Source organism: Christensenella timonensis (assembly GCF_900087015.1).
In the GTDB taxonomy this organism is placed as follows: domain Bacteria; phylum Bacillota; class Clostridia; order Christensenellales; family Christensenellaceae; genus Christensenella; species Christensenella timonensis.
Genome location: NZ_FLKP01000002.1, coordinates 671860 through 697055 on the forward strand (window position 1 = coordinate 671860; position 25196 = coordinate 697055).

Consider the following 25196-nt stretch of genomic DNA (forward strand, 5'->3'; position numbering starts at 1 on the left):
CTTCTTTCATTTTTTCTTATAGTATACCATAAACCGCTTTTAATGGGAAATACGCGCATTTGCATAACTTTGGTTTTACAAAGGGAGCAAGGATTTGTTATAATTGAGGGAGTTTTGAAAATGGGAATACCGCGCGCGGCGGTATTTAGGAGGCAATTTTTTGAAGTTATTGATGGGAAATGAAGCGATCGCCTTAGGCGCGATCCGTGCGGGCGTGAACCTGGTGTGCGGATATCCGGGAACGCCGTCGACGGAGGTGCTGGAAACGGTCGCAAAACATAATCCGGGCGACATCCACGTGGAGTGGTCGACCAACGAAAAAGCCGCTATGGAAGTGGGCGGCGGCGCGAGCTTTTCAGGCGCGCGGGTATTGGTGACCATGAAGCAGATGGGGCTTAATGTGGCGGCTGACCCGCTGATGTGCCTTTCTTATTTAGGGACCAAGGGCGGTATGGTTGTGATGGTCGCGGACGACCCGGGGCCGATCTCGTCGCAGACGGAACAGGATACGCGGCACTTTGCGCAGTTTGCGAACCTGCCTGTACTTGACCCTGCAACGCCGGACGAAGCGTACCGCATGGTGCAGGAGGGATTCCGTATTTCGGAGAGGTGGGGCCTGCCCGTTATTTTGCGGGCGACGACGCGCGTATGCCATTCGTATGCCTCCATCGAAGCGGAGCAACGCACGCAAACGCATGCCTATGGCGGATTTGAAAAAGACCCGCGCTGGGTGATCTTCCCCAGCCTTTCTTATAAGAACCACGGGCTGCTGGAGCAAAAACAAAAGGACATCGCCGAGGCGTTCTCGCGGTCGGAATGGAATACTTCTGTTGGGAATGGAAAAATAGGTATCGTAAGCGGCGGCGCGGCGTATAACTATGCAAAGGAAGCGATCGCGGAACTTGGCGCGGACGTAACGCTTTTAAAGATCGGTACGCCGTATCCGTTTCCTGCGGATTTTATGCTGGGGGAGATGGAAGCGCTCGATAAGGTGTTGGTGGTCGAAGACCTTGACGCGGTGATCGAGGACAGCCTGCACGAGCTGGCGGGAAAGCACCGGCTGGAATGGAATGTTTACGGAAAAGGGACAGGCAACCTGCCTGTAAACGGGGAATATACGCATGAGATGGTGCGAGCAGCGATTGCGGCGTTTTGCGGCATCGACGATATAGAGGCGCAGGAGGAAAGCGCGCCCGAGCTTCCAGTGCGTCCGCCGGTGCTGTGCGCGGGATGCCCGCACAGGGCGTCGTTTTACGCGGTCAAGCAGGCAATGAAGGGAACGCCCGCAGTGTTTACCGGGGATATCGGCTGTTATACGCTGGGCAACGCGAAGCCGCTCGATATGGCGGACACCTGCCTGTGCATGGGCGCGGGCATCACGGTGGCGCAGGGGCTTTGCCACATGGAGCCGGACAAGAAGTATTTTGCGTTCATTGGGGATTCCACATTTTTCCACACGGGGATACCGGGGGTGATCAACGCGGTATACAACAAGGCGGATATCACGGTGGTGGTACTTGACAACAGTACGACGGCCATGACGGGACACCAGCCGCACCCGGGTACGGGCACGACGATGATGGGTGAAAAGTCAGCGCCGGTGAGCATCGAAGGAATGCTGCGCGCATGCGGCGTTTCGTATGTGAAAACAGTCGACCCGCTCGATTTTGAGCTGGCGAAGCAGACGGCAAGGGAAGCGGCGGGGCACAAGGGCGTTTCTGCGATCGTATTTAAGTCGCCGTGCATTGCGCTTTTCAAGCCGGAAAAGGAATATGCGGTCGACGAGGATACATGTATTTCGTGTAAGAAATGCATCCGCGAGATCGGCTGCCCGGCGATCTCTTTGCGGGAGGGGACAGTGGCCGTCGAACCGTCGCTTTGCTACGGCTGCGGGCTGTGCACATATGTTTGCCCTGTGGATGCGATCAAGGAGGCGAAGGGATGAAATGTGATGTGTTGGTCGCCGGAGTGGGCGGACAGGGAACGATCCTGGCTTCGCGGCTGATCGCGCAGTCTGCGATGGAGGACGGGTGCTTTGTGCGGTCGTCAGAGACCATTGGCATGGCGCAGCGCGGCGGGAGCGTGGTAAGCCATGTGCGCGTGGACGGGGAGGACAAGAGCAGCGTGATCCCCCTGCATACGGCAGACCTGTTGTTGGCGTTTGAGCCGGCGGAAGCGGCCCGCGTTTTGCCGCGCCTGAAAAAAGGCGGCAAGGCAGTGGTGAATACGCAGCGGGTGATCCCTGTGACGGCTTCGCTGTCCGGCAAGCCTTATGATCTTGATGAGATCAAGGGATATATCGGCAGGCATGCGGACGCGTACTTTATCGATGCGTACGGCATTGCAAAGGCGTGCGGAAATCCGAAAACCGTGAATATCGTACTGATCGGCGCGGCGATCGGGATCGGGGCGATCCCCTTTTCGCTGGAGCGCATGCGTGGGCTGCTTACGCGCACGCTGCCGCAGAAGATACTTGATATCAATTTAAAGGCGCTTGGGGCGGGATATGATTCCGTACAATAGAAAGAGAATAGATTAGGAACAGGAGAGATTAGAAATGGACGAGAGGCAATTCGGGCTGCTGAGCAGGCAGCTCAAAAATGTGAGTGGGAACAGCGCGTTTTATAAGCAGAAATTCCTGGAATGCGGGTTTGACCCGCGCGACGTAAAGGGGCCGGAGGACATAGCCAAAATACCGTTCACGGACAAGGCCGACCTGCGGGCGGCATATCCGCTGGGACTCATGGCGGTGGGCGAAGAAGAAGTAGTGCGCATCCATTCCACGTCGGGAACGACGGGCGAGCCGGTCATCATCCCCTATACGCGGCAGGATGTTGAGGACTGGTGCGAAATGTTTCGCAGGTGCTATGAGATCGCGGGCGTGGCCAATACGGACAGGGTACAGATCACACCGGGGTTTGGCCTGTGGACGGCGGGCATCGGCTTTGAGGCGGGATGCGAGGCGTTGGGAGCAATGGCTATACCGATGGGGCCGGGCAACACCGAAAAACAGCTGAAAATGATGACGGATTTGAAGACGACGGTGTTGGGGTCTACCTCCTCGTATGCGCTGCTGCTTGCGGAGCAGGTGGAGAAATTGGGATTAAAGGACAAGATCGCGCTCAAAAAAGGGATCATCGGTTCGGAGCGGTGGAGCGATAAAATGCGAAGGCGTATCCGTGAGGGGCTGGGCATCGAACTATTCGATATCTATGGATTGACGGAAATCTATGGGCCGGGTATTTCCATTGATTGTGAATGTCACCAGGGGCTGCATTATTTCGATGATTTTTTGTATATGGAGATCATCGATCCGGACACGGGGGAAAACGTACCGGACGGGCAGTATGGCGAGATCGTGATCACGACGCTCAAAAAGCAGGGCGCGCCGCTTCTTCGGTACCGGACGCACGATATGTCGCGTATCATCCCGGGAAAATGTGCGTGCGGGCGGAGATATCCGCGGCACGACCGGATTTTGGGACGCACGGACGATGTGGTGAAGGTCAAGGGCGTGAACATCCATCCGAGCCAGATCGATATGCTTTTAAAGGGCATCGGGCAGGTGAGCAGCGAATATATGGTAACGCTTGACAAGGTGGGCAGCGCAGACCGTATGGTGTTGCAGTTTGAAGTGGAGGACGGCGCGGATTTGTGCGAAATGGGCGAGGTTGTCGCGCGTGAGTTCAAAAGGCGTATCGGCATCAGGATCGACGCACAGGCAGTCAAGCTGGGCGGCCTGCCGCGCAGCGAAAAGAAAACGAAGCGGATACACGACTTGCGCTATCAGTAAAAGGGAACGAATGAGGTCTGGCGATCCAAACAGGGGGAAAAGGATTATGTTGAAGGTAGGAATCTGTGGGTGCGGTTCTATTTCGGAGTTTCGGCACATCCCGGAATATGCGGACAGGCCGGATGTTGTCCTTGCGGGGTATTTTGATACGGCAAGGGAACGGGCGGAAAAAAGTGCACAGCGCTATGGCGGGAAGGTCTATGATACGGCGCAGGCATTGCTCTTAGATCCTGCAATCGATGCGGTGAGCATATGCAGCTCGAACAAATACCATTATGAGCAGGTGATGGCGGCGCTTAAGGCAGGCAAACATGTCCTGTGCGAAAAGCCGATGACCACGGATACGAAAAAAGCGGCGGAGATGAATGCCGCGGCAGAGAAGGCTGGCAAAAAATTGATGATCGCGGAAAATTTCCGCGTAGCGCCCGCACACCTGAAAGCGAAGAAGCTGGTCGAAGCAGGCGAAATCGGCAATATCCAGACGTTCCGCGCGGTGTTCGGCCACAGGGGGCCGGAGTTTTGGTCGGCGGAGAAAAAGGATACCTGGTTCTTTAAAAAGGACCAGTGCTTTGTGGGCTGCACCGGGGATCTCGGCATCCACAAGATAGAGCTGCTGCGCTGGCTGCTTGGAAGCGAGGTCAAGCGCCTCGCGGCGCGTATCGCAACGCTGGAAAAAAAGGATGGGGATGGAAACCCGATCGGCGTGGAGGACAATGCCGTCACCCTGCTTGAATTTGATTCCGGGATTTTTGGGACGCTGGCGGCGAGCTGGACATACCAGGGCGACGAAGACCATTCCACTGTGCTCTATGGCTCGGAAGGGACGATGAAGATATATGACCATCCGCAGTTCCCGATCACGGTAACGCGCAGCGACGGGGAAAAGTCCTATTATGAAACGGGCAGGATACCGACCAACGACGCCCAGTTCAAGACGGGAATTATCGACGCGTTTGTGGATTGCGTGATAAACGATACGCCGCCGCTCGTTTCTGGCAGGGACGGTATGGAGGATTTGCGCGTGGTGGAAACGATCCTGCGCGCGGCGCAGTCCGGCCAATGGGAAGAAAACAAATAAAAGGTATTGCCGACCTTGGGAGAAAACCGTTGCATACATGTGGGATGCAGCGGTTTTCTTTGTTGTTTTTGCATTCCGTATGCGATACAATAAAGAAAACTGAAATTCACAGGAGTAGCGGCATGAAAAAACACATTGTTGCGCTCGACCAGGGAACGACCAGTTCCCGTTGTATCATTTTCGACGAAGACCATAATATCGTAAGCGTCAGGCAGCGTGAATTTCCGCAGTATTTCCCGGAGCCCGGGTGGGTGGAGCACGACCCGCTGGAAATTTATTCTTCCCAGCTTACCGTCTTAGAAGAGGCGCTGGAGGAATCGGAGATCCCGCTCGGGGCAGTGGCGGGCATTGGCATCACCAACCAAAGGGAAACGACGGTAGTGTGGGAAAAGGAAACGGGAAGGCCCATTTACAACGCTATCGTATGGCAGTGCAGGCGTACGGCGGATATTTGCGCTCAATTGAAAGCGGACGGCTGGGAGCCGTATATCCGTGAGAACATGGGACTTGTGATCGACGCGTATTTTTCGGCGACTAAACTAAAGTGGATACTCGACCACGTGGAGGGCGCGCGCGGGCGTGCAAAGCGCGGGGAGCTTTTGTTTGGCACGGTGGATACGTGGTTATTGTGGAATTTGACAAAAGGCCGCGTGCATGTGACCGACCTGACGAACGCGTCGCGCACCATGCTGTTCAACATCAAAACGCTGGCGTGGGATGAAGAGATTTTAAAGGCGCTCGATATCCCGGCGTGCATGCTGCCGGAGGTAAAAAGTTCGGCAGAAGTATATGGATATACCAGGCTCTTTGGCAAGGATATCCCCATTGCGGGTATCGCCGGGGATCAGCAGGCGGCGCTTTTTGGGCAGGCGTGTTTTGAGCCGGGGCAAGCGAAAAACACATATGGGACGGGCTGTTTTTTGCTGATGAACACGGGGGAGAAGCTTTGCTACAGTAAGCACGGATTGCTGACGACGATCGCGGCGACCCCCAAAGGAAAAGTTCATTACGCGATTGAAGGCAGTGTGTTTATGGGCGGCGCGGTCGTGCAGTGGCTGCGCGACGAAATGCGGCTTTTAAAGGACAGCAGGGACAGCGAATTTTTTGCGGAAAAAGTACCGGACAACGGCGGGGTCTATCTTGTGCCCGCGTTTACGGGATTGGGTGCGCCGCACTGGGATATGTATGCGCGCGGAACGATCGTCGGGCTGACGCGCGGCGCAACGGCAGACCACATCATCCGTGCGGCGCTCGAAGCGATCGCCTACCAGAGCGCGGACGTGCTGGATGCAATGCGCTCGGATACCAAAATCAAGTTAGGAAGATTGCGTGTGGACGGCGGGGCCTCGGCAAACAATTTCCTGATGCAGTTCCAGTCGGACATCACACATACGCCGGTGATGCGCCCGCGTGTCCGCGAGACCACAGCCCTTGGGGCATCGTATTTGGCGGGGCTGGCGACGGGGATATGGAGCGACATGGACGAGGTCGCGAAAAAATGGACGCTGGATAAGACCTTTGTACCGGCAATGCCGGAGCAAAGAAGGCAAAGCCTGCGCAGGAACTGGGCAAAGGCAATCGAATGTGCGAAAGGCTGGCAGGATGAAACAGTATGACGTATTGATCGTGGGCGGCGGTATCACAGGCTGCGCCGCCGCGTATGAATTTTCAAAATATGATTTTTCCACGGCGCTTTTGGAAAAGGAAAACGATATTGCGTGCGGGAGCACCAAGGCAAACAGCGCGTTGATCCATGCGGGCTTTGACCCCAAGCCGGGCACACTGATGGCAAAATACAATGCGCGGGGCAACGCCCTCGCGCACGAGCTGGCGAAAAAACTGGACGTCCCGTTTATGGAAACGGGTTCTTTGGTATTGGCTTTTTCCAGCGAAGAGGAAGAAGAAATAGATAAACTCATCGAAAACGGAAAGAAAAACGGCGTTCCTGTGGAAAAGTGGACGAAGGAACAGGTGCTCAAAAAAGAACCGAACCTTTCCGGGAAAGTTGTGTGTGCGCTGTGGGCGCCGACCTGCGGGATCATCAGTCCGTGGGAATATGCGGCTGCACTCCTTGAAACCGCAGTCAAAAACGGGGTGGATTATTATTTAAACAGTGAGGTGCTGCGCATCAGCAGGCGCGACGGGATGTTTGTGGTCACTACGCCGCAGGGAAAATATGCCGCCAGGTATATCGTCAATGCGGCGGGGCTTTATGCCGATAAGGTCTATGAAATGGCGGGCGGCAGCGGATTTGCGATCACGCCGGTGCGCGGGGAATATTACTTGTTCGATAAAACGCTGGGAGACCTTGTTTCCACCGTTATTTTCCAATGCCCGACCAAGGCGGGGAAGGGCGTGGTGGTCGCGCCGACGGTACATGGGAACTTGTATGCCGGGCCGGACATGCAGGTAACGGCGGAGCGCGACGATACGGCAACGCACACACAAGAGTTGGCGTTCGTGAAGGAGATGGCGCTCAAATCCGTACCTATGATCGATTTTTCGCAGAATATACGGAACTTTGCCGGGCTGCGCGCGGTTGCGGGCAAGGATTTTATCGTAGGGGAATCGGAGGTCAAAGGGTTCATCAACGCCGCGGGCATCAAATCGCCGGGACTTTCGGCGGCGCCTGCGATTGCGGAGGATCTGGTGGAGATTTTAAGGGACAGCGGGCTTTGCATACGCCCAAAGCAGGATTTTTGCGATGGGCGCAAGGTGGTGCGCTTCCATGCTTTGAGCGAAAAGGAACAGGATGAGCTGATCCGTAAAAACCCGGCGTATGGGCGGGTCGTGTGCAGGTGCCAGACGATCACGGAAGGAGAGATCCTCGATATCCTTGCACGTCCGGTGGTGCCCACGAGCCTTGACGGCATCAAGCGCCGCTGTGCGGCGGGAATGGGCCGGTGCCAGGGCGGCTTTTGCGAACCGCGCATCCATGATATCATGGCGCGCACGCTCGGTATGGAGATGAAGGATATTTTGCAGGATGTACAGGGCAGTTATATCGTGACAGGGGAAACGAAGGAAGACTGATATGAAATATGATGTGGCAGTGATCGGGGCAGGGCCGGCAGGACTGGCGGCAGCGATCGAAGCAAGGAGAAACGGCGCGGAAAAAGTGATCGTTTTGGAGCGGGATTTTGAAGCGGGCGGGATTTTAAACCAGTGTATCCACAATGGCTTTGGCCTGCATTATTTTAAGGAGGAGCTGACCGGGCCGGAGTATGCGGAGCGGTTTGTCCGGCAGCTTGGGGAAACGGACATCGAATTGAAGCTCGATACGATGGTGCTTTCCCTTAACGGGCAGAAGCGCATCCGTGCGGTGAACCCGTATGACGGCGGGATCGACATTGAGGCGGGGGCGGTGATCCTAGCGATGGGATGCAGGGAACGTCCGCGCGGCTCGCTCGGCATCCCGGGCACGCGTCCGGCGGGTATCTTTACCGCAGGCACAGCGCAGCGCTATGTCAACATGGAAGGCTGTATGGTCGGCAAAAAGGTGCTGATCCTAGGTTCCGGGGATATTGGGCTCATTATGGCACGGCGTATGGTGCTGGAAGGGGCGGAGGTTATGGCCTGTGTGGAGCTCATGCCCTATTCCGCCGGACTCAAGCGAAACATCGTGCAGTGTTTGGATGACTTTGACATCCCGCTTTACCTGTCGAGTACGATCACGGAGGTGCGCGGTAAGCACAGGGTCAGGAGCGCGGTTATTTCGCGTGTGGATAAGGACAGGAAACCGATCCCGGGAACGCAAAAGGAGATCGAATGTGATACGATCCTGCTTTCGGTGGGGCTGATCCCCGAAAACGAGCTTTCCAAGGAAGCGGGTATTGAAATGGACGGGCGCACAAAAGGGCCTATCGTTTATGAGAATATGGAGACTTCCTGCCCGGGGATATTTGCGTGCGGGAACGTGGCGCAGGTGCATGACCTCGTGGATTTTGTGACCATGGAAAGTATCAGGGCGGGCAAGGCTGCCGCTCTTCATGCAATGGGCAAGGGAAACGCCGGGGATAAGGCGTTTGATATCTATGCCGGAAAGGGGCTTACCTATGTACTGCCGCAGCGGGCGCGCATGGATGGCGTCGATTCGTTTTTGGAGCTGTTTTTCCGGGTGGATGACGTATACCAGAACATACAGGTTACAATAAGCGGCGCGCATGGACGTATCGCGCGCTTTAAGCGGGACTATGCCGTGCCGGGTGAGATGGAAAAGGTGCGTATTCCCAAAAAATTGTTGGACGGGAATGAAATATGCTTAGAGCTGGAGGCGGCGGAATGAAAGAGTTTACCTGTATCGTATGCCCAAAGGGATGCCGCATCGTAGCCGATGAAGATGGGATACGCGGCGCGGGATGTGAGCGCGGGATCGAATATGTCACAAAGGAAATGCGTACGCCTGTGCGTATGGTGACTTCCACGGTGCGGCTTACAGGCTCCGACTTGCCGCGTTTGCCGGTGAAAACGAGCGCGCCCATTGAAAAGCGGGTGATGATGCGCGCGGTGAAGTTATTAAACGATGTGGAGGTCGCGGCTCCCGTTGAATGCGGGGACGTCGTTTTAGGGGATATCCTGGGCACGGGCGTTGATTTTATTGCGACAAAAAGCGCGTGCCGTATATGAAACACGTGTAAAGGGGGGATCGGCGTGAAAAAGAAGGAACTTGAGTTTGCTTCGGCGGACGGAAAAAGCAAGGTATATGCGTGCTGCTGGCAGGACGAAAAGTGCAGTCCCCGTTTTCTGGTGCAGATTTGCCACGGGATGTGCGAATATATCGAGCGGTATGAAGAATTTGCGGATTTTTTATGCGCGCAAGGCGCGGCCGTTTTCGGAAACGACCATCTGGGGCACGGCAGGACGAAGGCCATGAACGAGCCGGCTTATTTCGGATATTTTGCAGAAAAAGACGGAGAAAAGCTCGTGGTTAAAGATGTGCATACCCTGACTACCATGATGAAAGAGGAATACCCAGGCTTGCCGCTTGTGCTGATCGGGCACAGTATGGGCAGTATGGTCGCGCGCAGCTACATGACAAAGTTTGGTGAAGAGGCGGATTGCGCAGTGTTTATGGGGACGTCGGGGGCGAACAATTTGACGGGCGTTATTCGCTTTTTGGCACGCGTGGGCATGATTTTCGGACGGGCGAAAAAACCGGCGAAGCTGCTCGACCACTTGGCGTTTTCCAAGTATAACGACCGGTATGAGGATGTGAGGAGTGAAAAGGACTGGATCACGCGTGACAGGCAGCGCGTGGAGGAATATTTGGCCGACCCGCTGTGTATGTTTTTGTTCACAGACCGGGCGGCGTATGATTTCGCGAATTTGCTGGACGAGGTGTCCGGCGTGCAATGGGCGCAGCGGCTGCCCAAAGAAAAGCCGTATTTGCTCGTTTCCGGGGAGATGGACCCGGTGGGGAACTACGGGGACGGCGTACGCGAGGTATATGGCTGGATGAAGCAGGCGGGCATGGGGGATGCGACGATGAAGCTTTATCCGGGGGCGCGGCACGAGATATTGAATGAAATCAACCGCGACGAGGTGAAGCAGGATATCTTTTCCTTTATCTCCGCGCGGGTTTTGTGAAAGGGAAAAAGGGATGGGCGAGCAGGAAATCAGAAAGCAGGAAGAAGGGCAGGGCGCGGCGTATGACGATATGCCGCCGGAGGACTGGCGAAAAGCATTTATGCGGCGCATGGAAGGGATGGAAGCCCTTTTGGTGGAGCAGCGGGAGCACAACAAAAAAGCGCTGCGGTCTTCTCGGGCGCATACGGTGATATTGATCGTGTTTGTAATCGTGTTTGCAGCAGGCCTTTTTGCCATGAACGCAACGCTCCAAAGCGCGACGAAGGACCTGCCGGCCATGCTGCAGGCGGTAACGCAGCTTACCGAAACGGCGACGCAGGACTTGGACGAAACGATCGCGCAGATCAACGCGCTCGATTTTGGGGCGCTGAATGATACGATCAAGGGGATCGCAGGGATACCTTTTGACGCTCTTGGGGAAAGTATTTCCGCTTTGCAGGATATCGTCAAGCCGTTTGCAGCGGTGATGGGCGCGCTGGGGTAAAGGGAAAACAAAATAACGCAAAAACAGGCAACGTGCATACAAACGTGCCTGTTTTTTGCGTTCGTATCAAAGGAAAGTGAATCCCTATTTCCGGGAAACGGCTTTCCGGGCGGCAGCTGCAATGTGTTCTGCGCCCATTTGGAAGGCTTCCAGCAGATAAGGCATTTTTCCGACTTCACTGAAATGGTCTTGGAGACCGATATATTCCATGGGAACGGGAAACGCCCGGGAGAGGGCTTCGGCGATCGAGCTGCCGAGACCGCCCTTTACGTTGTGATTTTCACAGGAAACGGCACATTTTGTTTTCCGTACAGACTGCAAAACCGTCTCCTCATCGAGCGGTTTGATGGTATGGACGTTGATCACCTCTGCCGCAATACCTTCTTGTTTCAGGATATCTGCCGCCTGCATCGCTTCCTTGACTTCGATGCCGCTGGCAAATAAAGTAACGTCGCTGCCTTCGCGCAGCATGTCCGCTTTGAATAAATCAAATTGGTACCCGTCGTCCGCAAAAAATGTCTGTGGGGCAGCCTTGCGGAACAAACGCAGGTAGAGCGGGCCCTCGTACGCAAAGATTTGGGGAAGCGCTTTTGCAAGCTGATCTGCATCCACCGGCTCGAAGATGACCATAGAGGGGATCGAGCGCATAACGCCGACGTCTTCCACGCTCATGTGCGTACCGCCGTTCAATTCCGCGCAAATACCCGGGTCAGTGCCGATGATCTTTACATCCTGCTTTGCATAGGCGATCGAAACTGCGACTTGGTCGCATATCCTGCGCGTCACAAAGGGACAGAAGGAAAAAATGAACGGTTTGAAGCCATAGCTTGAAAGCCCGGCGGCGATACAGGCCATGTTGGATTCGGCAATGCCGACATCAAGCGCACGCTCGGGAAATTTCTCCTGCAAAGCCAACGTCCCGCTGGCGCGTGCGAGATCTGCGTCGATCGTGATATAACGTGTATCCTCCGACATCTTTTGTGCGAGGAAGTCTGACATGACCATCCGCATTTCCTTTTTTTCATACATAGCGTTATACCTCCTTTAACTCATCAAGCGCGATGGCGAGTTCTTCTTTGCTGATGGCAACATTGTGGTTATTTTTCCATTTTTTCTCCAAAAAGGATACGCCTTTTCCTTTCAGGGTATGCAGAAGGATCATCGACGGTTTCTCTGTGCTGCATTTGGCAAGTTCAACGGCGGCATCGATGGCCGCGACGTCATGGCCGTCCACTTCGTACACATCCCAACCAAAAGACCGCCACTTATCAGCCAGCGGGGACAGGCCGTTGACCTCTGAAATTTCCCCGTCAAGCTGCATTTTATTGTAATCGGTAAAGGCGATCAGGCGATTGAGTTTTTTGTGCGCGGCATACATGGCAGCTTCCCAGATGATGCCCTCGTCCGTTTCGCCGTCGCCGATGATCGTATAGATCGTCGCACGATCCTTTTTCAGTTGGGAACCGATGGCGATCCCTACGGCACAGGAAAAACCCTGCCCTAAGGAACCGGCGGTCATATCGACACCGGGCGTACGGTTCATGTCTGCATGGCTGGGGAGCAGCGTTTTCGGCTGGTTCAATGTTTCCAGCCACTGGATATCGAAAAAACCTTTGTTGGCGAGGACTGCATAGAGCGCCGGCCCCGCATGGCCCTTGGAAAGAACCAGCCTGTCGCGCCCCTCCATTTTGGGATGGGCCGGATCAATATTCATCTGCTTTTCATATAATACGACGAGGGCTTCCACGACGGACATGCTGCCCCCCAAATGGCCTACGCCCAGCCGGCCGATTTCCTCCATGATCAGATAGCGTACCCTGCGGCAAATGTTATTGAATTGACTGACCTGCATTTTGTCCATGTTTATAAACCTCCCTGGAATCTGATTCGGTTACGCGGCGGCAAAGGCCGGGGCGTGTTAGGGGGCGGATACATCCACCCCCCTATACCATGACGTGCTTTATTTTTCAAAGATACCGATCTTGGGGAGCTCATGTACAGATTTCCAGCCCTCCGAAAGCGGCTCTTTTAAGCAGGCGTCGATGTCTTCCTGCTTGTGGTAACTGAACTTATCGCACGGCGGAACCTGTCCCGGAGGGAAGGCTTCCAGTATTTCGTCGATCATCAGCGTGATATATTTCAGGATCGCTGCGATTGGGCGCTTCGCCTTATCGGGTGTCCCCAGCGACGGCTTGCCCACTACCCCTTCGGGTGTGCCGAACCGTTCGATCCAGTTGTGCCCTTCCGCTTCGCTCCAGCGGTGCGGACGGCCAAACGAATCCACCGACGTGTCGTAGTGCCCTTGCAGCATAAAACTCTTTGGCTGCGCATCCACGCATACCGACATATCCACCATCTCCGGGAACAGGAGGTTGGCGACTGCCGTTTCCGCTTCGTCAGCATGGATGAAGTGTGTCGACCAGCCGTGCTCCTTGTCCGACGGATAGAAAAATTCCCGTACGGCCCTGTGCCATTCCAAAATCGTGACGAACGCAGGCAACTGGTATCTCTTGAAAAATTCCTGCACCGCCGATTCCAGCATCCACAGGTGCCCGTGATTGTTGACAAGGATCATTTTACGGTAGCCGTCGTCCCACAGCCCAAGCATCGTATAGATCAGGGTCTCGCGTACAACTTCTTCCGGCATGATCACCGTGCCCGGCATACCGATATGGTGATAGGGGTGCCCGCCAAAGTTCAAAGGAGTAAAAGTCATACCGACCTCGCGGCCCTGTTTGGCGGTATAGCGCCGCACGCCCTCGCAGATCTGCGTTACCATAAAGGTATCGAGTCCTGACGGATTGTGGATACCGTGGTTTTCCGTACAGCCAATGGGGATCAAGATCACATCGTTCTTTTTACGCTTCTCGATCGTTTTATACCGCGGCGTATTCTGGATATATGTGCCCGCCTTTCCCAGTTCCGGCGCGGACGGGATACCGTATTCTTCCAATATTTGGTCGATTTGCTCGTCCGTCGCTTCCCATACCTGTTTTTTGAGCCGACCTGTCGTTGTGTTCTCAAAGATCACATCCGGCCGTTCTGTGGTGAACCATTGCTGTTCCATTTCCATTTCCTCCTTGGATTAAATGATTTGTTTTGGTAAAGTACATTATCTGAAAATTTAATTTGTGTAACAGAAAAATCCCCTGCCTGTTTTCCGGCCGAGCAGACCGCCGCGCACCATTTTTTTCAGCAACGGATGGGGGCGGTATTTGCTGTCGCCCGTTTCCTGCTGCAATACTTCCATGATGGCCAGGCACACATCAAGGCCGATCAGATCACCCAGGGCCAGGGGCCCCATGGGATGGTTGGCGCCCAAACGCATGGCGGTATCGATATCTTCCGCGCAGGCCATTCCCTCTGCTAAAATACCGACCGCTTCGTTGACGAGGGGGATCAGGATCCGGTTGACCACAAACCCCGCCCCCTCCTGTACGAGGATGGGGGTTTTACCGATCCCGGCAGCGGTACGGCGGACAAATTCCACCGCCCTTGGCTTTGTATTGATCCCTGCGATGACCTCCACGAGTTTCATGACAGGGGCAGGATTAAAAAAGTGCATTCCCACGATATCGTGCTGTAACCCTTGGGCGATCTGCGTAATGGAAAGGGAAGAGGTATTGGTGGCAAATACGGCATCCGGCCTGCAAATTTTATCGAGCTGGCCGAACAGGTTTTTTTTGATTTCCATCTCTTCGACCGCTGCCTCGATGACCAGGTTGCAATCCGCCATATCTTTGATCGTACCGGTGCAAATGGAAGCGCTCGCTTTGTCAGCCTGTGCCTGCGTCATTTTGGAACGGGCAACCATTTTGAGCAGGGCCTTCTGGATCTTCTCTTTTCCTTTTTGCGCAAGTTCGCTGCTGATATCGCCCAAAATGATCTGGTTTTCATTGGGAGAGGCGGCGAAAGTCTGCGCGATTCCCGCACCCATTGTCCCGGCGCCAATTACACCAATCTCCATAAAAACACCTCCTATTTGTTTTGGAATACCGGACATTCTTTTTTGTGGATAAATGCGGACATGGCGTTCTGCTGATCCGCCGTTTCAAAGCATGTACTGAAAAGTTGGGCCTCGAGGCTGATGCCGTCGGTGATGTCCATATCCAGACCGCAGACGATCGCTTCCTTAGCGGCGCGCACTGCGATGGGCGCATTTTGGGCGATTTTGCGTGCAAGCCCCAAAGCCTGCGGCATGAGCTCTTCGCTTGAATACACATGGTTGACAAGCCCCATTTCTTTAGCTTCTGCAGCATCGACCTTTCGGCCGGTGTAGACCATTTCTTTGGCATTGCCGACCCCGACGATGCGTGTAAGCCGCTGGGTACCGCCATAACCCGGGATAATGCCCAGGCTGGTTTCAGGCTGGGCAAACACGGCATTTTGTGCAGCCAGCCGGATATCGCAGCATAAGGCAAGCTCGCATCCGCCGCCCAGCGCAAAACCGTGTATTGCGGCAATGACAGGGACATCCAGCTGCTCGATTCTGCGGAAAACAGCGTTGCCTTTTTGGCTGAAGGCAAGGCTTTGTTCCCTTGAAAACGAAAGCATCCCCCTAATATCTGCACCGGCGGCAAAAGCCTTTTTCCCCTCGCCGGTCAGGATGGCGACCCGGAGGCCGGAGGAAGCGATCTTGTAAAAGACGTCATCCAATTCGTCCAGGACTTCCTCGTTTAGCACATTCAGCACTTGTGCGCGCGATATGGTAACCAGGGCAATCCCGTTCTCTTTGATTTCATATTTGATATATTTCATCTGTTTTTCCTGTTGTTTTCGACGATCGTAGTGACCCCCATGCCGCCGCCCACACATAAGGTAGCAAGGCCGTAACCTGCGTTCCTCCGCTGCATTTCATGCAGCAAGGTAACGAGTATCCTGCAGCCGGACGCACCGACGGGATGTCCGAGCGCGATGGCGCCGCCGTTCACATTGACGAGCGCGTCGTTCCAGCCAAGTATCCTGCCGACGGCAAGCGACTGCGCGGCAAATGCTTCGTTGGCCTCGATCAGATCCATATCGTCAAGGGTAAGCCCGGCTTTTTGAAGCGCCTTCTTGGTACTGTAGGCGGGGCCTATCCCCATCAGGGCGGGATCTACCCCCGCAGAAGCGCCACAGACGAAACGTGCCATGGGTTCAACGCCAAGGGCATGGGCCTTTTCCGAACTCATGACGACCACGGCGGCTGCACCGTCATTGATACCGGACGCGTTCCCAGCGGTCACTGTACCTCCTTTCCGGAAGGCGGCTTTTAAGCCTGCGAGTTTTTCCGCGCTGACACCGTCGCGTGGGAATTCATCTTCCGCGAATAAAAACGCACCTTTCTTGTTTGTGACAGGGACAGAGACGATCTCTGCATCGAACCTGTGCTGGGTACGGGCTGCAGCGCATTTGCTCTGGCTTTGCGCCGCGAATTCGTCCTGCATGAGACGGGTGATCCCATATTCGCGGGCGACATTTTCGGCGGTGATCCCCATATGGTAATGCCCGAAAGCATCGCTTAAGGCATCGGTTACCATCGTATCCATGCATACCCCGTCGTTCATGCGGTAACCAAAACGTGCCTGCGGAAGCGCGTAGGGAGACTGGGACATATTTTCCATACCACCCGCAACGATGATATCAGCTTCTCCGGCAGCGATCATTGCTGCTGCCAGGTTGACGCTTTTTAGCCCGGAACCGCATACGTTATTGAGGGTAAGGGCAGGAACGCCGTACGGGATACCGCCTGACACAGCGGATTGCCGGGCGACGTTTTGCCCTTGGCCCGCCTGCAGGACGCAGCCCATATAGATTTCGTCGACCTCGCCCGGAGGGACGTGGCTGCGGGAGAGGGCTTCTTGTATCACGATGCTACCCAATTGGGCCGCGGGAACTGTGGAAAGGGTTCCGCCATATTTACCGATAGCAGTCCTGACAGCTCCGGCAATCACAATTTCTTTTGACATTTATGTATCCTCCAGTGTATCCGTGGATATTTGAAACAGGAATGCGTGATAAAAGTGTAAAATATGTAACTTGTTTCTAATCGCTTTACCCTTATAATAAGCGGATGATTTTAAAAAGTCAATAATAAATTTAATTTTTTTCATGTTTTTCATAATGAAGAATAAGAAAAATACAGAAATTGTAAAACTCCCTTAAGAAAGCACTTTTATTATGTGATTTATGGTGATATACTAATGGCAACAAGTTACTTGCTTATAGGAAGCGTTCGGCCAGGAAGGATATATTATGCAGCGGGGAAAAAAAAAGAAGTACATGGGTATACGGGAGATCGCGGATATTGCAGGCGTTTCCATTGCAACGGTTTCCAGGGTGCTCAATATGCCGGAGGTCACATCGGCGCGCACGCGTGAAAAGGTTATGGATGTCATCAAAAAGTATGATTACGTTCCGAACCAGGCCGCCAAGGACCTGTTCGCAGGAGTATCCAATTCGATTGCGATCTTTATATATGATATGTCAAACCCATTGTATATCAGCATCATACAGCATTTGAACCGCATCGCATTTGAAAACAATTATATGCTGATTATCTGTGACGCGGAGAACAGCTATGAGCGCGAGACAAAATATTATAACTATTGTAAAAGCATCCGTACTTTGGGGATCGTTTATACAGCCGGATCGACGAGGGACGATATCGTTTTGGGAAACAACAAGAATACGACGACATCGATCCCGATCGTGTTGTTTGACAGAAGCGGCTTTCAGGACGGTGATTATTATATGGTGCGTTCCGACCATAGAAAAGGGATGTCGCTGCTGGTAGATTACCTATATAAGCTGAATCATCGAAAAATAGGCTATATTACGGGTAATTTGAGCGTATTGTCTGCCTGCGAGCGTTACGAAAGCTTTGTCAGCAGCATGAAGGGACACGAGCTCGAGATACCGCCGCATTATATCAAAGAGGGTGGCTTTTTTGTGGAGAACGGGATGGAAGCTTTTGATTATTTTTATTCCATGCCGGATGCGCCGACGGCCGTTATTGCAGCAAACGATTTGTGCGCGCGGGGGTTCATTATGCGCGCAAATGCGCTGGGGGTCAAAATCCCGGAAGAATTCTCAGTATGCGGCTACAACGGTATAGACCTGGATACGTTTTATCCAATGATCACTTCCATCAGGCAGGATACGAAGCTGATCGCGGAAACGATGTTCCGGCTGATCGTCAATTCGTCTGAGACGCCGCCGCCGCGTGAGGTGCTGACGGATATCACGCTGGTCGCGGGGGATACCTGCAGGAAAATATAAGCGTACGGGAACAAAAAACAAAAAGACAAAATGCAGGGCATGTTTGTTGCATTTTTTGTTGCATACAGACAGCGGAGAGTCGCTTTTTGCAGGTATAAACAGGTGGGAACTTTCTATAAAATGTAAATTTACATAGCAATGACATAATTTACAATATTTTTCATAAAACTATTGACAACAGGTTTTTTGCGATGTAGTATTAAGCTACAAACAAGGAAATCCAGAATAGAAATTCAGCACAAAAATCATTTGAATAAAAGAAAAAAGACGCATAAAAAATTCGTTTTTACGGGAAAGCGTTTTTATATAAAACGAAATGTAACAAGTTGCAATAAAAAATCGGATAGATGCCGGAACAGACCGAATGCACGGAAATGTGTACGTTTTCGATCGCATGATATTGGAGCAAAAGCCTTGACCCGGGCCGCCTTTACAGGCGGTTTTTTTGTGCGCTTCTGGCGAACAATAACGTACACACAATCTTTCAGGGAAGGCGTTAATGCCTGTGGCCGATTTGGCTGCCGCTGTTAGGAATACCGTGGAAACAATTTAAAAGAGTCGTTTCCGGAAGGGCCGTATACGGAGGCCCCCGGGGATCGAAATCTTTAAAAAATAACATGATGGAAAAAGGAGAAGGGAAAATGAAAGCAAGGATAGCATTTATGCACAAACCGTTTGACTTGAGAATCGAAGATGTGGAGCTGCCTGAGATAAAGGCAAACCAGATTCTGGTCAAAGTAGGCGCATGCGGGATCTGCGGTTCGGATGTGCATTGTTATGAAGGAAAATCGGCTGAAGGACGTTATGATATTGCCCCTTATACACCAGGACACGAATGGGGAGGAACGATCGTAGAAGCCGGCAAAGACGTCCGGGGCTTAAAGGTAGGAGACAAGGTTACGGGGGACTGCGTTATGGCCTGCGGTGTTTGCGCAAATTGCAAGGAAGGACTGATGCCTTCCGCATGCCTGAATATGCGCGAAGCGGGCTTCCGTCCGGATTCGCCCGGGGGAATGGGGACATACCTGATTATCGAGGAACAGTATGCGCATGCTATCCCTGCGGATTGGCCGGAGGAAATGGGCGCCTGGGTGGAAACCTTCTCGATCGGTTATTTCGGTATATGGGGCAATGGCGGTTACATTGATGCATCCGATACCTGCCTGATTTTGGGGGCGGGGCCGGTGGGGGTCTCTGCGGCAATGGTAAGCAAGACGTCGGGTGCCAAGACGATCGTGGCGGATCCGAACCCGATCAGGCGCGAATGGGCCAAGAAATATGGTGCGGATATCGTGCTGGATTCGACAGCTTCCGATTATAGGGAAAAGCTGAACGAGGCGACAGACGGCCGCGGGCCTTCCGTACTGGTGGAATGCAGCGGAAATGATGCGGCGATCGCTTCGATCTTTGATATCGCAGGGCACAGCTGCCGCGTAAACCTAGTGGGACATTCGATCGGACATAAGATCCCGGTGGAGATCGGCAAGACGATATGGAGCACGTTGAAGATTAAAGGCTCCGGCGGTACAAAGGACTGGGCGCAAAGAACAATCCGCTTTATGAACGCGATCAAGGATCAATATGATTTTGCAGCGCTGAATACGCACCATATTCCGTTTGAGCAATTGAATGAAGCGATGGATCTTGCCATGAACCATCCGGAAGAGGCATTTAAAGTGATGCTGACATTCGACTGAACCTTAAAACCGATCATAGTTGCGGTGCAGCCTTTTCGCCCAAGTGCCGACCGGCACGATACCCAAAAACAAGCCAGGGCGAAAGGGTTGCACCGATAAAAGTATTATCACTACAGTTTCTCTGAACTTTCCATAATTTTAAGAGTCAATAAAAACGATACCAATGCAATAGACCGATCTGTGCCGGTTTTTTGTTTTACGCAATAACCGGATATACGCAGCATGTAAATCGCATAAAGGAGGGATGATAATGACGGAAAAGTATATTTTGGAAATGAAAAATATTTCTAAAAGCTTTTTTGGGGTACAGGTGCTGGAAAATGTCAACCTGCAGGTGAGACCGGGCGAAGTACACGTTTTGCTGGGAGAAAACGGAGCGGGAAAATCTACTTTGATCAAGATATTGTCCAGTGCATACCGTAAAGAATCGGGGACGATCCTGCTGGACGGAAAGGAACTGGTAGCAAACGACCCCAAAGAAGCGCTGGAACAGGGGATTGGGGTGATCTACCAGGAATTCAACCTGAACCCGTTCGTATCGATCTACGAAAATATTTATCTGGGCAAGGAATTTACAAAAGGGGTCGTGATCGATACCGCAAAGGCGATCAAGGATGCCCAAAAATATATGGATATGATCGGCCTTGATGTCAGCCCAAAAATGTTGGTGGGGGATCTTAGTGTCGCACAAAAGCAGATGGTAGAGATCGCAAAAGCGATATCGGCCAACGTCAAGGTACTGGTACTGGACGAACCAACGGCCGCGATCACGGATACGGAGACGGAAAGGCTGTTTGAAATCGTAAACAACCTGAAGAAAAAAGGGATTGGCATTATTTATATATCGCACCGTATGCAGGAGCTGTTTGAGATCGGCGACAGGTGCACGGTCATGCGCGACGGCCAGGCAATCAAAACGCTGACTTTGTCGGAGACCAACGTTGACGACCTGACGACGATGATGGTCGGGCGGCATGTGGAGTTTACCAAGGTGGACAATCCTTATGTCGATAATCGTTACGATGCGCTCAGGGTAGAAAACCTGTGCTATAAAGATTTTTTGCAGGATATCAATTTCACCCTGAAAAAGGGACAGATACTGGGTTTTGCAGGTCTTGTCGGTTCGGGGCGAACCGAGGTAGCGAAGTGTATCATGGGGGCCTGCAAAAAGGACGCGGGCAAGATCACGGTGCAGAACGGGACACGTGAATTGAAAGCGGGCAATATAAAGGATGCGATCGAACAGGGCGTCGTATATTTGAGCGAGGACAGGAAAGACGAGGGCTTGGTGCTGATGCATTCCGTTGCCGATAACATCGGTCTCCCGAACCTCAATAAATTTGGGAAGCGCCTCGTAAACAAAAAGTCATTGATCCATTTCGCCAAAGACTATATCCGGAAGCTGAGAATCAAAACCTATTCCCATGAGCAGGAATGTAAGAACCTTTCGGGGGGTAACCAGCAGAAAGTCGTGATTGCGAAATGGCTGGGCAGGGACGCCGATGTCTACATTTTCGACGAACCCACCCGCGGGATCGACGTAGGGGCCCGGAGCGAAATTTATGACATCATGCTTCAAATCGTCAAAGCCGGCGCTTCGATTATCATGATATCTTCCGACCTTGTAGAGGTCATGAAGATGTGCGACAAAATCGTGATTATGAGAGAGGGAAAGATCGGCGGGATATTGGAAAACAATGAATTATTAACGCAAAAAGATATTATGGATTGTGCATTGACGGAGGATAAATGAAATGAATACAGCGGAAAACAATAGTTTGAAAAGGAAAAAAATCAAATTATCGAGTTTGACCATTTATATCGGGCTGCTCGCACTGATCGTCGTTTTTGCAGTCGTTTGCCAGATGAACGGGAAGAACTTCCTGACCTGGAACAATATTTCAAACATCCTAGTACAATCGTCCATCATTGCGATCGTGGCGATCGGCGCCTCGCTCGTCATTTTGACAGGGGGGATCGACCTATCGACGGGCGCGGTAGTAGGACTGATCGGCATGGCGAGCGCCCTGATGATCAAAAACGGTATGAGTATCCCGATGGCATGCATACTGGGCCTGTTGTGCGGCTGCGGATTCGGCCTGATCTCCGGGCTGGGCATCAGCTATGGTAAAGTCCCGCCGTTCATCATGACACTGGGGATGCAGGGCATCGCTTCCGGGATGACACTGGCTATATCGGGCGGCAAGCCCGTATCCGGCTTCCCGATGGAATTGAGCGATATCGCAAATACGACAATCGCCGGTATCCCGATCTTTATTGTATATGTGGCGATCCTGTACGTGGTGATGGTCTTTGTCATGAGCAAGACGCGTGCAGGACGTTATATCTATGCCATTGGCGGTAACCGCAACGCGGCGCGCCTGTCCGGCGTCAACACCAACGGCATGGAAGCGTTCACTTATATTATCGCGGGTTTGTTTTCCGCCATTGGCGGTATCCTTTTGCTGTCGCGCCTGAGCTATGCTTCCACGACGGCAGGAAACGGATATGAACTGGACGCGATCGCAGCGGCTGTCATCGGCGGGATATCCTTGTCGGGCGGCCAGGGCAAGCTCATCAATACCTTGTTCGGCGCGCTGATCATGGGGGTGCTAAAAGCCGGGTTGCAGATTTTGGACGTTTCAACGTATTTCCAGCAGATCGCGATCGGCGCCATCATCATCATTTGCGTATTTTTGGACAAGTCCAAGGAACGTAAGGCGGAATAAGGACGTGTAACAGCGACCGATTTATTGCTGTGCGGGAGGCTTGCTTTTATCCCGCAAGGCTTTAATAAAAAAAGAAAGGTGAAAGGAAAAGAAGATGAAAAAAAGAGTTGTGATGTTTTTTGCGATCGTACTGGTATTGCTATTTGCGGTTACTGCCTGCTCCGTTCCGTCCCAACAGGGTGCGTCGGGCAGTGCGGCGGCCGAAGATGGCGGCGCGGCAGCGAGCAGCGCAGAAAATACGGGAGATAGTGGAGAGAAAAAAGAGGGAAACTTCAAAGTTGGCATCATCCCGATGACGCTCAACGATAATTTCCAGGTCATGATGTCCAATGCCGCCAAGGCAAAGGCGGAAGAGCTGGGGATGGAAGCGACGATCCAGGGCAGCACCGAGCACGTGGATGCGGAGGACCAGCTGCAATATATCGAGACAATGATCGCAAACGGCTACGATGCGATCCTGATCAGCCCGAGCGCTACGGAAGGACTGCTGACCGCGATCAAGAAGTGCCAGGATGCGGGGGTTGTGCTCATCAACATGGATGCAAAGCTCAACGCGGAACAACTGGAAGAAAACGGGCTGGAAGCGGTGCCGCATTATGGTTCGGACAACTATGAAGGTGGAAAAAAAGCAGGGGCTTATGTTGCTGAAAATTTTGAAAAAGGTACAAAAACGGGCATCCTGTTAGGGATCGAAGGGCACGATGCCACACTGACACGGACACAGGGATTCAAGGATGCTGCCGGCGACGTGGTGGATATCGTTTCGGAGCAGACGGCTGATTTTGACGTGGAGAAAGGTTATACGGCCACACAGAACATGATCACCGCAAATCCTGACATCCAATTGATCTATGCTATCAGCGACGGCATGGGGATCGGCGCGGCAAGGGCGATTGAAGAAGCGGGATTGGCAGACCAGATCAAGGTCGTCAGCTTCGACGGTATTCCGGAGAGCCTGCAGCTGGTGCAGGAAGGCAAGATTGAGGCGGACGTGGCCCAAGATGGCCCGGCGATGGGCATGCTGTCGATGCAGGCCGCATACGACGCGTTACAGGGCAACGAGATCGAGATGGATGTAGATACCGGTACAAAAACGATTACGAAAGATAAGGTGGATGAATATCTGGAATACTTAACGCCATTTATGTAAGCACAAAAGCGAAAAAATATACAGGAAAATAAACGTTCCAAACCACATACAAAGTAAAGTAATAGGGGGGCTGTTTCCCGTCTCGCGATTCCAACCACAGGAGGCGGGAAGACAGTACCCCAAACAATGAATGAAAGAAGGTAAGCGCAATGAGGTTAAACGGGAAAGTGATTATGGTAACGGGTGCAGCAGGCGGGATTGGCAAAGCAACTGCCAAGATCTGCGCCGGGTATGGCGCGAAGGTGATCGCTGTTGATATGAAGGAAGATGGGGTGCGCGCATGCGCGCAGGAGATCATAAACGAAGGAGGCGAAGCGATCGCATTGAGCGCCGACGTCCGGAAACGCGAGACGGTAAAAAAGGCAGTAGAGGCGGGTATCGCTAAATTTGGAAAGATCGACGGATTGTTTAATAACGCGGGGGTCGTACGCTCATGCCCGTTGGTGGACTGTTCTGACGAAGAATACGATTTCACGATGGACATCAATACGAAGGGCTCCTTCATCGTCGCGACGGAAGTTGCCAAGACGATGATCCCTAACAGGAGCGGCAGGATCATCAGCACATCATCCATTTCGGCCTTTAAAGAAGAAGCGACCAACGGCACGTATTGCATGTCGAAGGCGGCGATCGCGATGATGATGCGCGTGATGGCACTGGAACTGGGACAATACAATATCAGCTGCCTGTCCATCGCACCGGGACATATCAACACGGGACTGCTGCGCGGCTCTTTTGAACAACGTGGTGCTGCGGAAGGAAAGTCGGTGGATGAGTTCTATGAGGAAATGCAGGCGACCATCCCGCTGGGCAGGCTTGCCGAGCCGGAAGAGATCGGCGAGATCGTGGCTTTCTTATTTGATGACCGTTCGGCGTACATCGATGGAAACAATATCCTGATGGCCGGCGGGAAAATCATGGGTTGACAGACAGAACAGGAGGGAAGGAAATGGCAAAAATAATCGGAATAGGTCATGCAAGCTTTACGGTAATGGATATGGAACGAACCCTTGCGTTTTATGTGGATATGCTGGGCGGCGAGCTTTTAACGGAAACGGTGGACGAGGGGCCGGAGCTGGGCACCTGTGTCATGGGCAAGGATGCGGAACCTTATGCGGCGCTCAAGGTTGCGATGGTAAAAATCGGAGGGCTGGAAATTGAATTTTTACAGTACCTGACGCCGCCGACCCGAACGCCGTATCATGGGAACCCGTCTGCCGCGGGTTCGGCACATCTTGCATTCAATGTCGACAACCTCGATGAGATGTATGCCAAACTAAAAGCGCGGGGCATCGTCTTCCATTCTGAAGTCAATGACTGTATCAGGGATGGGAAGCTGGTATGGAAGTGGGTCTATATGCGCGATCCCGATGGGATATGCTGCGAACTTGTCCAGCTTAGCGTATGAACAACAGACGC

At 53.0% G+C, this 25196-nt stretch carries 23 protein-coding genes; 17 read left to right on the plus strand and 6 right to left on the minus strand.

Going from position 1 to position 25196, the window contains the following annotated elements; genetic code table 11:
• Positions 1 to 172: 172 nt before the first annotated feature.
• From iorA to BN6471_RS04760, 10 genes are all read left to right on the plus strand, one after another.
• Positions 173 to 1945 (plus strand): indolepyruvate ferredoxin oxidoreductase subunit alpha, encoded by a 1773-nt coding sequence (gene iorA / locus BN6471_RS04715; protein ID WP_066649774.1) that lies wholly within the window; start codon positions 173 to 175, stop codon positions 1943 to 1945.
• The gene (locus tag BN6471_RS04720) at positions 1942 to 2523 is read left to right on the plus strand and encodes an indolepyruvate oxidoreductase subunit beta (protein ID WP_066646024.1); all 582 of its coding nucleotides are present in this window, start codon (positions 1942 to 1944) and stop codon (positions 2521 to 2523) included. The genes iorA and BN6471_RS04720 overlap by 4 nt, the downstream gene beginning before the upstream one ends.
• A gap of 34 nt (positions 2524 to 2557) precedes the next feature.
• Positions 2558 to 3793 (plus strand): phenylacetate--CoA ligase family protein, encoded by a 1236-nt coding sequence (locus tag BN6471_RS04725; RefSeq protein WP_066646025.1) that lies wholly within the window; start codon positions 2558 to 2560, stop codon positions 3791 to 3793.
• A gap of 46 nt (positions 3794 to 3839) precedes the next feature.
• Positions 3840 to 4871: a Gfo/Idh/MocA family protein gene (locus BN6471_RS04730; protein WP_066646027.1), complete on the plus strand. Its 1032-nt coding sequence runs from the start codon at positions 3840 to 3842 to the stop codon at positions 4869 to 4871.
• Between the two features lie 122 nt (positions 4872 to 4993).
• Positions 4994 to 6487: a glycerol kinase GlpK gene (gene glpK, locus BN6471_RS04735; protein WP_066646030.1), complete on the plus strand. Its 1494-nt coding sequence runs from the start codon at positions 4994 to 4996 to the stop codon at positions 6485 to 6487.
• Positions 6474 to 7904: an NAD(P)/FAD-dependent oxidoreductase gene (locus BN6471_RS04740; RefSeq protein ID WP_066646032.1), complete on the plus strand. Its 1431-nt coding sequence runs from the start codon at positions 6474 to 6476 to the stop codon at positions 7902 to 7904. Before glpK ends, BN6471_RS04740 begins: the two co-directional genes overlap by 14 nt.
• A 1-nt stretch (position 7905) precedes the next feature.
• Positions 7906 to 9156 (plus strand): NAD(P)/FAD-dependent oxidoreductase, encoded by a 1251-nt coding sequence (locus BN6471_RS04745; RefSeq protein ID WP_066646033.1) that lies wholly within the window; start codon positions 7906 to 7908, stop codon positions 9154 to 9156.
• A complete protein-coding gene (locus BN6471_RS04750) occupies positions 9153 to 9497 on the plus strand; it encodes a DUF1667 domain-containing protein (protein ID WP_066646034.1) in 345 nt (114 codons plus the stop codon). The genes BN6471_RS04745 and BN6471_RS04750 overlap by 4 nt, the downstream gene beginning before the upstream one ends.
• A gap of 24 nt (positions 9498 to 9521) precedes the next feature.
• Entirely contained in the window at positions 9522 to 10457 is a 936-nt protein-coding gene (locus tag BN6471_RS04755) for an alpha/beta fold hydrolase (RefSeq protein WP_066646035.1), read from the plus strand.
• Between the two features lie 13 nt (positions 10458 to 10470).
• Positions 10471 to 10941, plus strand: coding sequence for a hypothetical protein (locus tag BN6471_RS04760; RefSeq protein ID WP_066646036.1), 471 nt, complete (start codon positions 10471 to 10473; stop codon positions 10939 to 10941).
• A gap of 84 nt (positions 10942 to 11025) precedes the next feature.
• On the opposite strand, the gene BN6471_RS04765 is transcribed toward BN6471_RS04760, so the two are convergent.
• The 6 genes from BN6471_RS04765 to BN6471_RS04790 form a co-directional block, all read right to left on the minus strand.
• Positions 11026 to 11970, minus strand: coding sequence for a transketolase family protein (locus BN6471_RS04765; protein WP_066646037.1), 945 nt, complete (start codon positions 11968 to 11970; stop codon positions 11026 to 11028).
• Between the two features lie 4 nt (positions 11971 to 11974).
• Complete coding sequence (locus BN6471_RS04770) at positions 11975 to 12802, minus strand: transketolase (protein WP_066646039.1); 828 nt, start codon at positions 12800 to 12802, stop codon at positions 11975 to 11977.
• Between the two features lie 99 nt (positions 12803 to 12901).
• On the minus strand, positions 12902 to 14008 hold the full coding sequence (iolN, locus tag BN6471_RS04775) for a 3-dehydro-scyllo-inosose hydrolase (protein WP_082903341.1): 1107 nt from the start codon (positions 14006 to 14008) through the stop codon (positions 12902 to 12904).
• Positions 14009 to 14065: 57 nt separating this feature from the next.
• Entirely contained in the window at positions 14066 to 14908 is an 843-nt protein-coding gene (locus tag BN6471_RS04780; RefSeq protein ID WP_066646043.1) for a 3-hydroxyacyl-CoA dehydrogenase family protein, read from the minus strand.
• Positions 14909 to 14919: 11 nt separating this feature from the next.
• Complete coding sequence (locus BN6471_RS04785; RefSeq protein ID WP_066646045.1) at positions 14920 to 15699, minus strand: enoyl-CoA hydratase/isomerase family protein; 780 nt, start codon at positions 15697 to 15699, stop codon at positions 14920 to 14922.
• A complete protein-coding gene (locus BN6471_RS04790) occupies positions 15696 to 16889 on the minus strand; it encodes an acetyl-CoA C-acetyltransferase (protein WP_066646051.1) in 1194 nt (397 codons plus the stop codon). Before BN6471_RS04790 ends, BN6471_RS04785 begins: the two co-directional genes overlap by 4 nt.
• 286 nt (positions 16890 to 17175) lie before the next feature.
• Here BN6471_RS04790 and BN6471_RS04795 point away from each other — a divergent pair, with 286 nt between their 5' ends.
• The 7 genes from BN6471_RS04795 to BN6471_RS04825 all read left to right on the plus strand — a co-directional run bounded on the left by BN6471_RS04795 (position 17176) and on the right by BN6471_RS04825 (position 25185).
• A complete protein-coding gene (locus BN6471_RS04795) occupies positions 17176 to 18201 on the plus strand; it encodes a LacI family DNA-binding transcriptional regulator (protein ID WP_066646054.1) in 1026 nt (341 codons plus the stop codon).
• 641 nt (positions 18202 to 18842) lie between these two features.
• Positions 18843 to 19898, plus strand: a complete 1056-nt coding sequence (locus BN6471_RS04800; protein WP_066649777.1) for a zinc-dependent alcohol dehydrogenase — start codon at positions 18843 to 18845, stop codon at positions 19896 to 19898.
• A gap of 250 nt (positions 19899 to 20148) precedes the next feature.
• Positions 20149 to 21651 carry a sugar ABC transporter ATP-binding protein gene (locus tag BN6471_RS04805; RefSeq protein WP_066646056.1) on the plus strand — a complete coding sequence of 501 codons (1503 nt, stop codon included), beginning with the start codon at positions 20149 to 20151 and terminating at the stop codon, positions 21649 to 21651.
• Position 21652: 1 nt separating this feature from the next.
• Entirely contained in the window at positions 21653 to 22627 is a 975-nt protein-coding gene (locus tag BN6471_RS04810) for an ABC transporter permease (RefSeq protein WP_066646058.1), read from the plus strand.
• Between the two features lie 94 nt (positions 22628 to 22721).
• Complete coding sequence (locus BN6471_RS04815) at positions 22722 to 23777, plus strand: sugar ABC transporter substrate-binding protein (protein ID WP_066646060.1); 1056 nt, start codon at positions 22722 to 22724, stop codon at positions 23775 to 23777.
• Positions 23778 to 23926: 149 nt separating this feature from the next.
• Positions 23927 to 24703, plus strand: a complete 777-nt coding sequence (locus tag BN6471_RS04820) for an SDR family NAD(P)-dependent oxidoreductase (protein ID WP_066646062.1) — start codon at positions 23927 to 23929, stop codon at positions 24701 to 24703.
• 23 nt (positions 24704 to 24726) lie between these two features.
• The gene (locus BN6471_RS04825; RefSeq protein ID WP_066646064.1) at positions 24727 to 25185 is read left to right on the plus strand and encodes a VOC family protein; all 459 of its coding nucleotides are present in this window, start codon (positions 24727 to 24729) and stop codon (positions 25183 to 25185) included.
• Positions 25186 to 25196: the final 11 nt, after the last annotated feature.